This is a genomic window from uncultured Alistipes sp. (assembly GCF_949296715.1).
Classification (GTDB): Bacteria; Bacteroidota; Bacteroidia; order Bacteroidales; family Rikenellaceae; genus Alistipes.
Genome location: NZ_CASFQD010000037.1, coordinates 28,973 through 40,332, shown reverse-complemented (window position 1 = coordinate 40,332; position 11,360 = coordinate 28,973). Strand labels below are relative to the sequence as shown.

The 11,360-nt window shown below is 63.8% G+C and carries 10 protein-coding genes; 4 read left to right on the top strand and 6 right to left on the bottom strand.

The annotated features are described in order from the left end of the window. A partial coding sequence (locus tag Q1Y33_RS05555) for a thiamine-phosphate kinase (RefSeq protein ID WP_300798750.1) occupies positions 1-451 on the bottom strand: 451 nt, incomplete at its 3' end. Positions 452-553: 102 nt separating this feature from the next. On the opposite strand from Q1Y33_RS05555, the gene aroQ reads away from it, so the two are divergent. From aroQ to Q1Y33_RS05540, 3 genes are all read left to right on the top strand, one after another. Beyond that, positions 554-988, top strand: a complete 435-nt coding sequence (gene aroQ, locus Q1Y33_RS05550) for a type II 3-dehydroquinate dehydratase (RefSeq protein ID WP_300798753.1) — start codon at positions 554-556, stop codon at positions 986-988. A 304-nt stretch (positions 989-1,292) separates the two neighbouring features. Then, positions 1,293-2,780, top strand: a complete 1,488-nt coding sequence (pyk, locus tag Q1Y33_RS05545) for a pyruvate kinase (RefSeq protein WP_300798749.1) — start codon at positions 1,293-1,295, stop codon at positions 2,778-2,780. A gap of 18 nt (positions 2,781-2,798) precedes the next feature. Then, entirely contained in the window at positions 2,799-4,247 is a 1,449-nt protein-coding gene (locus Q1Y33_RS05540; RefSeq protein WP_300798748.1) for a lipopolysaccharide biosynthesis protein, read from the top strand. 58 nt (positions 4,248-4,305) lie between these two features. Here Q1Y33_RS05540 and buk read toward each other — a convergent pair whose 3' ends face one another. The 5 genes from buk to Q1Y33_RS05515 all read right to left on the bottom strand — a co-directional run bounded on the left by buk (position 4,306) and on the right by Q1Y33_RS05515 (position 9,031). Further along, complete coding sequence (gene buk / locus Q1Y33_RS05535) at positions 4,306-5,379, bottom strand: butyrate kinase (protein WP_300798747.1); 1,074 nt, start codon at positions 5,377-5,379, stop codon at positions 4,306-4,308. Positions 5,380-5,429: 50 nt separating this feature from the next. Further along, positions 5,430-6,335 (bottom strand): phosphate acyltransferase, encoded by a 906-nt coding sequence (locus tag Q1Y33_RS05530; protein WP_300798746.1) that lies wholly within the window; start codon positions 6,333-6,335, stop codon positions 5,430-5,432. A gap of 41 nt (positions 6,336-6,376) precedes the next feature. Then, positions 6,377-7,579 (bottom strand): acetate kinase, encoded by a 1,203-nt coding sequence (locus Q1Y33_RS05525; RefSeq protein ID WP_300798745.1) that lies wholly within the window; start codon positions 7,577-7,579, stop codon positions 6,377-6,379. Positions 7,580-7,592: 13 nt separating this feature from the next. Beyond that, on the bottom strand, positions 7,593-7,964 hold the full coding sequence (gene crcB, locus Q1Y33_RS05520; RefSeq protein ID WP_300798744.1) for a fluoride efflux transporter CrcB: 372 nt from the start codon (positions 7,962-7,964) through the stop codon (positions 7,593-7,595). A gap of 350 nt (positions 7,965-8,314) precedes the next feature. Then, positions 8,315-9,031 carry a response regulator transcription factor gene (locus tag Q1Y33_RS05515; protein ID WP_300798743.1) on the bottom strand — a complete coding sequence of 239 codons (717 nt, stop codon included), beginning with the start codon at positions 9,029-9,031 and terminating at the stop codon, positions 8,315-8,317. Positions 9,032-9,207: 176 nt separating this feature from the next. Here Q1Y33_RS05515 and Q1Y33_RS05510 point away from each other — a divergent pair, with 176 nt between their 5' ends. Then, positions 9,208-11,352 carry a DUF349 domain-containing protein gene (locus tag Q1Y33_RS05510; RefSeq protein WP_300798742.1) on the top strand — a complete coding sequence of 715 codons (2,145 nt, stop codon included), beginning with the start codon at positions 9,208-9,210 and terminating at the stop codon, positions 11,350-11,352. The last annotated feature ends 8 nt before the right edge of the window (positions 11,353-11,360 follow it).

Genomic DNA, 11,360 nt, shown 5'->3' with positions numbered 1-11,360 from the left:
TGACGTGCGCGGCCGGGGCCCGGCCGATGGCCGTGACGTTGACCGTGATGCCGCTTTCGGAACGGGTCGTGTCGCCGCCGACAAGCGCCGTGGCGTACCGCTCCGAGAGCTCCCGGTATCCCTCCATGAACTCCTCGGCCCACGTTCCGGCGGCGTCGCGCGGCAGGGCGATCGAGAGCAGCGTCGCGACGGGGCGCCCGCCCATGGCGGCGATGTCGCTCAAATTCACCGCCAGCGCCTTGCGGCCCAGCTCGCGGGCCGGGGTGGCGTGGCGCAGGAAGTGCACCCCTTCGGTGAGCAGGTCCGCGGTGAAGAGCAGCACCTCCTCCTCTCCGTCGGCGTTCCTTCCGATGGGCAGCACAGCGCAGTCGTCGCCGATGCCCTCGAACCCGTTGTCGGGCAGTGCGGCGAAGAGCGTGCGGATGCGGTCTATGAATCCGAATTCTGTCATGCGGTGCGATTTCACGCAAAGGTATCGAAAAATTCTCGAAATATGCGTATCTTTGCATTTGACATGCAGCCCGCCCCGTGCGGACTGGTCCTGATCCGTATTATGAAGATATTGATAGTCAACGGCCCGAACCTCAATCTGCAGGGACGGCGCGATACGGGGGTCTACGGCACGCGGACCTTCGGCGATTATTTCGCCGAGCTGCGCGCTGCTTTTCCCGAGGTGGAATTCACCTTTTTCCAGTCCAACATCGAAGGGGAGCTGATCGACGCCGTGCAGCAGGCCGACGGCTCGGTCGACGGCGTGGTGCTCAATGCCGGCGGCTACACCCACACCTCGGTGGCGCTGCGCGATGCCGTGTCGGCCGTGTCGGTGCCGGTCGTCGAGGTGCACATCTCCTCGATCCTCGCCCGCGAGGAGTTCCGCCACGTCTCGCTGCTCGCGCCCGTGGCCGTGGGTTCGATCATGGGCTTCGGTCTCGACTCCTACCGCCTCGGCGTCGAGGCGCTGCGGCTCCGGAACGCAGCGCGGTCGTGACGGCAGCATCCGGTGCGGAGCGGATTCGGCCGGGTGGGGCGTATGGACGGCGGAGCGGATCTTGCCGGAATGAGAACGGGACAGCGCGGATGTCTCGGGACGCGAACGGTGAGCGGGTGCTGCCCGGGGACGTGTGAACGGCGGAGCGGGTGCAGCCGGAGCCTGTGAAAGGCGGAACATTTTTTTTCGGAACGCGCCCAGTAAACGGCGGAGCGGATTTTGCAGGAGTGTGCTCCTGCGGACGGCCGGGCGGAAAAGCGGGGCCGGCGTGTCAGAGAGAACAAACAAATCAAGCCTATACGTTATGTACAGAATGAAAAAAACCAAGATCGTCGCAACGATGTCGGATTTCCGTTGCACGGAGGAGTTCGTCGCCAAACTGTTCGATGCCGGCATGGATGTCGTGCGCATCAATTCGGCGCACGTCTCCGAAGAGGGTGCCACGCACATCGTCGAGACCGTGCACCGGGTCAATCCCGCCATTCCGATCATGATCGATACAAAGGGACCGGAAATCCGCGTCACGACGATCGCCGAGGAGTACGGCAACAGCATCCGTTTCGCCGCGGGCGACCGTGTCACGGTGCGCGGCTCGGACGGCAGCGACCTCTCCACGCGCAAGGTGATCTACATGAACGTGCCGTCGATCGTGCGCGACATCCCCGTCGGGGCGCGCATGCTCATCGCCGACGGCGAACTCGAAATCCGCGTCGTGGAGAAGAACGACACGGAGCTCACGTGCGAATTTCTCGTCGGCGGAGCCCTGCGCTCGCGCAAGAGCGTCAACGTGCCGGGCGTCTCGATCGACCTGCCCTCGGTGACCGAAAAGGACCGCCGCTTCATCGAGTGGGCCGTGCGCAACGACGTCGACTTCATCGCGCACTCGTTCGTCCGCTCGGCGCGCGACGTGAAGGCCGTGCAGGATATTCTCGACGCCCACGGCAGCCCGATCAAGATCATCTCGAAGATCGAGAACCAGGAGGGTCTGGACAACATCGACGAGATCATCGAGGCCTCCTACGGCATCATGGTGGCGCGCGGCGACCTCGGCGTCGAGCTGCCTGCCGAGGCGATTCCCAACACGCAGCGCCGCATCGTCGAGAAGTGCATCTGTGCGAAGCGCCCCGTGATCATCGCCACGCAGATGCTCTATTCGATGGTCAAGTCGCCGCGCCCGACACGCGCCGAGGTGAGCGACGTGGCCAGCGCCATCTACGAGCGCGTCGATGCCGTGATGTTGAGCGACGAGACCGCCATGGGCGACTATCCCGTGGAGTCGGTCGAGACCATGTCGCGCATCGCCCGCGAGATCGAGCGCGACGAGAGCCACTTCAAGCCGATGATCGACATGGACATGGTCTCGGTGAACCACGAGATCACGGCGCAGCTGGCCCGCTCGGCCGTGCGCGCCTCGACGAACCTGCCGATCAAGTACGTCGTGCTCGACACGAAGACGGGCCGCACGGGCCGCTACGTGGCGGCATTCCGCGGCCGCAAGACCGTGATGGCCGTCTGCTACCAGCTCCATGCGCAGCGCATCCTGGCCCTCTCCTACGGCGTCGTGGCCATCCTGCGCACGCAGAAGGTGAGCGACCGCTACCACTTCCTGGTCGACGCGCTGGAGTTCATCGACCAGTACCGCAAGCTCGACGACGAAGACCTGCTGGCCATCGTGGGCGGCAGCTTCGGACCCGACGGCGGCGCATCGTATGTCGAGATCGCCAACGTGCGCAGCATCCGCCGCCGCAACGCCGAGATCACGGCACAGGACAACCGGCAGAACAACCGATAGAAAATACCCGTCGGCGGCGTGCAGGGCGAACTCAAGGAGAAGGTGGCGAGCGGCGTGGCCTGGAGCCTCGCGGAGAAGGTCGGATCGACGCTTCTCCAGCTCGGCGTGAGCCTCGTGCTGCTGCGCCTGCTCGGCCCGGGCTGCTACAACGACGTGGCCATGCTCACGGCCTTCTCGGTCGTGGCGCTGGTGATCGTCGACAGCGGCTTCTCGCAGGTGCTCATCCGCAAGGCCGCGCCCCGCCCCGAGGACTACAAGTCGGTCTTCGTCTTCAACCTCGCGGTTGCCGCGGCGCTCTACCTGCTGCTCGTGGCCGTGTCGCCCTGGGTGGCGGAGTTTTACGGGCAGCCCGACTTCCGGCGCGTGGCGCCGGTCTTCTTCCTGCTGCTCCCGATGACGGCCTTCTGCTCGGTGCAGAACACGATCTTCGCTCGGCAGTTCCGCTTCGCCCTGCTCTCGAAGGTGACCTTCGCGGCGACGGCCGTCAGCGGTTTTGCGGCCGTGGCGCTGGCACTCGCCGGCGCCGGGCTGTGGAGCATCGTCGCGCAGCGCGTGCTGCTCGTCGGCGTGCGGGCCGCCCTGCTGTGGTGGGTCAGCGACTGGCGCCCCGCGGCGCCCTTCAGCCGGGCGGCGCTGCGCGAAATGGCGCCCAACAGCTTCCGCCTCATGGGCACGGACCTCATCTCGGCCCTCTATACGAAGCTCCCGCAGTTCTTCATCGGGCGCCTCTATGCCGGAACCAACACGCTGGCCTACTTCGACCAGGCGCAGAAACTCAAGGATTCGCCCGTCACGTCGACCGTCATGGCCGTGCAGGGGGTCATCTTCCCGGCCCTTTCCAAAATCAACGGCGACGATGCGAAGTTCGCCGAGAGCTACCGTCAGATCATCATGGTCGTGGCCTACGCCATGTTCCCGATGATGCTCGGGCTGTCGGCCGTAGCCCCCGACCTCTTCGCCCTGCTGGGCGAGAAGTGGATGCCCACGGTGCCCTATTTCGAGGCGATCTGTCTGGTGGGGCTCTTCTACCCGCTGTCGATGATCTCGCTCAATGTCCTGAAGGTCCGCAGCGACGGCCGCATCATCCTGCGCATCGAGGTGCTCAAGAAGGTGCTCATGACGGTGATCTTCGCCCTGACGATCCCCCGCAGCGTCATGGCCGTGGTCTGGGGCCTCGTTGCGATCTCGGTCTGCGAGGCGGTCGTCAACTTCGCGGCGTCGCGGCGTTTCACCTCCTACGGCTGGGGCGGCTTCGTGCGCACGCTCCTGCCCGTTGCGGCGGTCTCGGCGGCGATGTACGGCACGGTGCTGCTCGTGGCCGCCGCGGTGCCGGGCGGCCCGCTGCTGCGGCTCATGGCCGAGGTGGCGGCGGGAATGCTGGCTTACGTGGCGCTCTCGGCGCTCTTCCGGCTCGAGGCCTTTGCCGAAGTTGCAGCCATCATAAGGAAACAGGTCGCCCGTCGATAGGCGACCTGTTCGTTTTCACTCCGGCCTTCCGCCGGGAAGAGCCCGGTTTCTCTTCCGGCTATTTGTAGACCTTCGGTGTGATGACGCCGTGCAGAACCACCAGGGCATTCTTCACGAGTGCCTCCAGTTCGTTCTCGCCCGGGTAGACCGTAATCGGGGCGATGAAGCCGCAGTGCTCGCGGATGTACTCCACGACGGGCTCGTTGTAGGAGATACCGCCCGTGAGGACGATGCCGTCAACCTTGCCCGAAAGCGCCGCAGCCATGGCGCCGATCTGTTTCGAGACATTGTAGCACATGGCGTCGAGCATCATGCGGGCGCGGTTGTCGCCCTCCTTGATGCGCTTCATCACCTCCATGACGGAGTTCGTGCCCAGGTAGGCCACCAGACCGCCCTTGCTCGATACATACTTCAGCAGCTCCTCGCGCGTGTACTGTCCCGAGAAGCAGATCTTGATCAGTTCGCTCGACGGAATGCTTCCGGCGCGGTCCGGAGCGAAGGGGCCGTCGCCGTCGAGGGCGTTGTTCACGTCGACGACACGGCCCTGGCGGTGTGCCGCCACCGAGATGCCGCCGCCCATGTGCGCCACGATGAGGTTCGACTGCTCGTAGACCAGTCCCGTGCGCTCGCAGTGCAGACGGGCCGTGGCCTTCTGGTTCAGGGCGTGGAAGATCGGCTTGCGCTGGCACATCGGCATGCCCGTGACACGCGCCGTGTCGTCCATCTCGTCGACCACCGGAGGATCGGCGATGTAGGCCTTGATGCCGGGACCGGCCATGTGGGCGATCTGTGCCGCCAGCAGGCCGCCCAGGTTGCAGGCGTGTTTCATCTGGGCGTTGCACAGGTCGTAGCGCATGCGCGAATTGACCTCGTAGACCCCCGCCGGTACGGGTCGGATCAGTCCGCCGCGGCCGATGACGGCCGAGAGCTTGTGGATGTCGAATTCGTGGTCGCGCAGCGCCTGAAGGATCAGTCCTCTGCGCCAGTCGAGCTGGTCGATGACGTTTGCGAAGCGGGCAAGTTCTTCCGTGGGGTGCGACAGCGACAATTCCAACAAAGGTCGCTCCTCTTCATAGAGGGCGACCTTCGTGGATGTTGAGCCGGGATTTATTGCCAGTACGATGTAGCTCATAAGATTCTCGGTTCTTTTGAAAAATCAGTTAGCAGTTTCCGGGTGGCGAATTATTTTACGGCCAGGCAGGCCAGAGCGATCGAGAAGAGTTTGGTCTTGCTCGTGTCACCGCGCGACGTAAGCACGCACGGTACCTTCGTGCCGACGACCATGGCGGCCAGCTCTCCGCCGCAGAGGTGCGTCACCGACTTGAAGAAGACGTTGGCCGACTCGAGGTTCGGGAAGAGCAGGCAGTCCGGATCGCCCGCTACGGACGAACCCTTGACCTTCTTGTGCTCGGCCACCTCCTTGTAGAGCGCCACGTCGAGCGACAGCGGTCCGTCGACGACGACGTTGCCCAGCTGTCCGCGGTCGCCCATCTTGGCCAGCAGGGCGCCCTCGGTCGAGGAGATCACGTTCGGAAGCAGCTGCTCCGACGGGGCGATGCAGGCGATCTTCGGGCATTTGATGCCCAGCAGTCCGGCCGTCTGGGCCAGGTAGCCGATCTGCTTCATCTTCTGCTTGAAGTCCGGCAGCGGAATGACGGCCACGTCCGAGATGACGAGCAGCTTGTGGTAGCAGGGCATCTCGACGATCGACACGTGGCTCAACACGCCCTTCGGCGGGAAGAGGCCCGCATCCTTGTTCAGAATGCCGCGCATGTACTTGTCCGTCGAGACCAGACCCTTCATCAGCACGTCCGCATTGCCTGCCACGACGGCGGCCACGGCCTGCTGCACGCACTTCACGTCATTGGGCTCGTTGACGATGTTGAATGCCTTGATGTCGATGTTGTTCTCTTCGCAGACCTGCTCGATGACCTCCTTGTCGCCGTAGAGCGTCGGCTCCACCAGCCCCTCCTTGTAAGCCTCGTAGACGGCGGCCAGCGTGTGCGAATCCTGCCCGTAGGCTACGGCCAGACGTTTTTTGCCTTTCTTTCTCGCCTCTTCGACGATTTCAGTAAGATGCTGAATCATAATCTTTCGTTGTTAGGTTTGTGTTTTGTCGTTGGGAATCCTTATTTTACGAGGTTGTAGGTATCCGTGGCGATGACCAGCTCCTCGTTCGTGGCGATGACGGCGACCTTGACCTTCGAATCGGGTGCCGAGAGTATCTTGTCGACGCCACGCACGCCCCGGTTGGCCTCGCGGTCGAACTTCACGCCCATGAACTCCAGGCCCGAGCAGACCGTCTCGCGCAGGTCGCTCGAATTTTCGCCCACGCCGCCCGTGAAGACGATCAGGTCGACACCGCCCATCTCGGCGGCATATTCGCCCACGAACTTCTTGACGCGGTTGTAGTACATGTCGCGGGCCATGATGGCGCGCGGGTTGCCCTCGTCATAGGCGCGGTCGATGTCGCGCATGTCGCTCGAGAGGCCCGTCAGGCCCTGTACGCCCGACTGCTTGTTCATCATGGCGTTCAGTTCGGCGTAGCTCATGCCCTCCTTCTCGCCGATGAAGGTCACGGCGCTGGCGTCCACCTGGCCGCAGCGCGTGCCCATCACCAGGCCGTCGAGCGGCGAGAAGCCCATCGACGTGTCGAACGACTTGCCGTTGAGCACGGCCGTCACCGAACCGCCGTTGCCGATGTGGCAGGTGATGATCTTCGAGTGCTCGAAGTCGAGGCCGGCGAGTTCCGCGCCGACGCGTGCCACGAACTTGTGGCTCGTGCCGTGGAAGCCGTACTTGCGCACGCGGTACTTCTCGTAGTAGGCGTAGGGCAGGGCGTACATGTAGTTGGTGGCGGGGAGCGTCTGGTGGAACGACGTGTCGAAGACGGTGACCTGCGGCACGCCGGGCAGCACCTTCTCGATCGAGAGCACGCCCTCGAGGTTGGCGGGGTTGTGCAGCGGGGCGATTTCGAACAGCGAGCGGATCTTGGCCTTCACCTCCTCGTCGACGAGGCAGCTGGCCGGGAAGAACTCGCCGCCGTGGGCCACGCGGTGACCGACGGCCTTCACCTCGTCGAGCGACGAGATCACGCCGTGCACGGGGTCCGTCAGGGCCTTCAGCACGAGGCTGATGCCGGTCGTGTGGTCGGGAATGGGCTGGTGCACCTCGAACGGCTCCTTGCCGACGGGCTTGTGCGTGAGGTCGCCCTCCGGGAGGCCGATGCGCTCCACGAGACCTTTTGCGAGCAGTTTGCTCGATGCGGCTTCCATGTCGATGACCTGATACTTGATCGACGACGAACCGCAGTTCAATACCATAATTACCATAGTCCTATCTTGTTTAATTTTTCAATAGTGTTCCTATCCACATGCCCAGCGCCGCAAAGGCGATGCAGACCGCCACGCTTGCGACGACATAAAGCAACGCCGGTCCGTAGCATTCGCTCCGGAGGAACCGCAGGACGTCGGCCGAGAAGGTCGAAAAGGTCGTGAAGCCACCGCAGAATCCCACGACGAGCAGCCACGACGCCGTCTGCGAGTCGAGCGCCTCGAGCAGAATGCCGATGAGCAGCGATCCTGCGGCGTTGACCGTGAAGGTCCCCGCCGGAAATCCGAACAGCAGCTGCCCGGCCAGCAGACCGTAGGAGAGTGCATAGCGGCAGACGCTTCCGAGCGCTCCGCCCACGCCTACGGCCAAAAGTTCACGAATCATAAGTTAAATATATGATTTATTTTGGAAATATGCAAATTTACGCAAAAAATGATTGCGATCTGTTATGTTTTCTGTTGTTTTGCGAGGATATTTTGTCCGAATCGGGCCTTTTGCCTTCCAGTTTGTGACCTGCGGCTGCGGCAGGCGGATTTCGGACGGAGGTTCCGCAGTTGAAGTTTCCGTAAGAGCGGGTGTCTGCTGCGGCTTCCGGGGGAGATGCCGCATGCTCCTGTCCGGTGCGGTCCCTGTCCCGGTGCCGGTTCCTGTCCGGTGCGGTTCCTGTCCGGTACGGTTCCTGTCCCGGTGCCGGTTCCACGGCCGGCAGTCGCATATACAAATGATCCCGCCGCTTACGGCTCGTATTTGTATCCTACGCCCTTGACCGTCACGATGCGGCGGTCGCCGATCTTCTGCCGCAGCTTGCGGATGTGGACGTCGATCGTGCGGTCGCCCACCACGACGTCGCTGCCCCAGATGCGCGAGTAGATCTCCTCGCGCGTGATGAGCTTGCCCGGTGACGAGCACAGCAGTTCCAGCAGGGCGAACTCCTTGCGCGGCAGGACAATCTCGCGCCCGTCGCACACCACCGTGTAGCGTTCGCGGTCGATTGTGATTCCCTGCGCGGCGGCGTGCGTCCCGGGTTTTTGCGGGGCTGCGGCATCCGCCTTTGCCGGCTGCGCTTCAGCGCCGTCGGCGTCGATGCGCTTGAGGATGGCCTGCACGCGGCTGACGAGCAGCTTCATCTTGATGGGCTTGGTCAGGTAGTCGTCCGCGCCGACGCCGAATCCCGTGAGCTGCTGCTCCTCCTCGCCCAGCGCCGAGAGGAAGACCACCATCGTATCCTTGAGCACCGGGTCGCGGCGGATTGCGCGGCACGTTTCGGCCCCGTCCATCACGGGCATCATCATGTCGAGCAGAATCAGGTGCGGACGGCACGCGGCGGCAATCTTCAGCGCCTCGGCGCCGTTCTCCGCGGTGAAGACCTCGTAACCCTCGCGCACGAGGTTGTAGCGCACGAATTCGAGGATGTCGACTTCGTCGTCGACCAGCAGGATGCGGTGGCTCATCGGTTCGGTTTCGGGTTCGGTGGGGCGGGTGTGCGGGCCGTGGCGGCGGCGCACTCCCCGATTCTTCCGCGAAGATAGCAAATTTCCCGCTAAATCGTTCGGCGGCACCGGAAAAATGAGTATATTTGCGGGATTCATGTACTCCCGCATCCGCGGGACCTAAAACGAGTACTGCGATGGCTACTGAAAAATCGACACTTCCTGCTCCCGAGGAGCAAGTCAGCCCCGTGGCTGAAGATGTGCAGGCGACTTCCGCCGTGACCCTTGAACCCGAAACACCCGCTGCACCGCAGCCGGCGTCCGAACCCGAATCCGTGCAGGCTCCTGCGGAGACAGCCCCCGCGGAGAATGCCCCTGCGCAGACGCCTGCCGAGGCTCCTGCCGCCGAAGGCGCCGCTCCGCGTGCCCGGAGGGCGCGCATCCAGGCGGAAGCCGTGGCCGTCGAGAGCGACGACGAGCCGGTGATGGAGCCGCAGGTCGATTTCTCGGACGAGGAGGCCGAACTGGCCGCCCGGAGCGCCGGGCTGGAGATAGGCGAGGAGACGGCCGAAGAGGAGGCCGAGGCCGATCTTGCGACGGCCGCGGAGGACAAGTTCGCGGGCAAGGGCAAGGAGGAGCTCGTGGCGCTGTTCGCCCGGATGCTCGAGGAGCAGCCCGTGCAGTCGCTGCGCCGCGATGTCGAGGCGCTGAAGATTGCCTTCTACCGCCTGCGCCGCGCCGAGGTCGAGGCCGCACGCCGCCGCTTCATCGAGGAAGGGGGCGCCGAGGAGGAGTTCACCCCGCCGGTCGACGGCGCGGAGGTGCAGCTCAAGGAGCTCTTCCGCGAATACCGCCATCGCCGCGATATCTTCATCGCCAACCTCGAGGCCGAGAAGGAGGCCAACTACAAAATCAAGCTCGGCATCATCGAGGAGCTCAAGGAGCTGGTCAACTCGGACGAGACAATCAACAACACCTTCACGAAGTTCCGTGAGCTGCAGCAGCGCTGGAAGGAGACCGGCATCGTGCCGCAGCAGTATGTCAAGGACCTGTGGGAGACCTACAACCTGCACGTGGAGAACTTCTACAACTTCATCAAGATCAACAAGGAGCTGCGTGACCTGGACCTGAAGAAGAACTACGAGCAGAAGGTCGCGCTCTGCGAGCAGGCCGAGGCGCTGCTGCTCGAGCCGTCGGTCGTCGATGCGTTCCACAAGCTGCAGAAGCTCCACGACGAGTGGCGTGAGACGGGCCCCGTGGCCAACGAGTTCAAGGAGGCGCTCTGGGAGCGTTTCAAGGCGGCGTCGAGCCGCATCAACAAGGCCCATCAGGAGCATTTCGAGGCACTGAAGGCCGAGCAGGTGCGCAACCTCGAGCTCAAGACGCAGCTCTGCGTGGCGACCGAGGAGCTCTCCGCACAACCGCTCACCACGCGCAAGGAGTGGAACCGCGCCAGCGAGCGGCTGCTCGAGATACAGAAGACGTGGAAGACCATCGGCTTCGCGCCCAAGAAGGATAACAACCGCATCTACGAACGCTTCCGCACGGCGTGCGACCGCTTCTTCGAGGCCAAGCGCCAGTTCTATGCCGACGTGAAGACCGAGATGGAGCACAACCTGCAGCTGAAGACCGAGATCTGCGAGGCGGCCGAGTCGCTCGTGAACAGCGAGGAGTGGAAGAAGACCACCGACGAGCTGATCGCCCTGCAGGCGCGCTGGAAGCAGATCGGCGCCGTGTCGCGCCGCCATTCGGATGCCGTGTGGAAGCGTTTTCGTGCGGCCTGCGACCGCTTCTTCGAGCGCAAGAGCGCCCATTTCGCCTCGGTGGACGGCGAGCAGGAGGAGAACCTGCGCCGCAAGCTGGCGCTGCTCGACGAGATGGCTGCGGCCGACGTCAGGGCCGGCGGCTACGAGGTGATCCGCGACTTCCAGCGCCGCTGGGGCGAGATCGGCTTCGTGCCCATCAGGCAGAAGGAGGCCATACAGAAGCGTTACAAGGCGGCCGTCGATGCGCTCTTCAGCGTGCTGCGCGGTTCGGAGCGCGACCGTTCGATGAGCCGCTTCCGCGAGAAGGTCTCGACGCTCAAGGCCTCGGGCGACCGTCGCCTGCGCTCGGAGCGCGAGCGCCTCTACAACAAGGTGCGGCAGCTCGAGCAGGAGATCGCCCTGCTGGAGAACAACATCGGCTTCTTCGCCAAGTCGAAGAACGCCGAGACGCTCGTGGCCGACGTGCGTGCCAAGATCGACCGCGCCCGTGAGGAGATGGCCGCGACGATCGAGAAGGTGAAGCTCATCGACCGGCAGGCCGCCGGGGAGAATCCGACAGAGAACAACGAAAAATAAACATACGG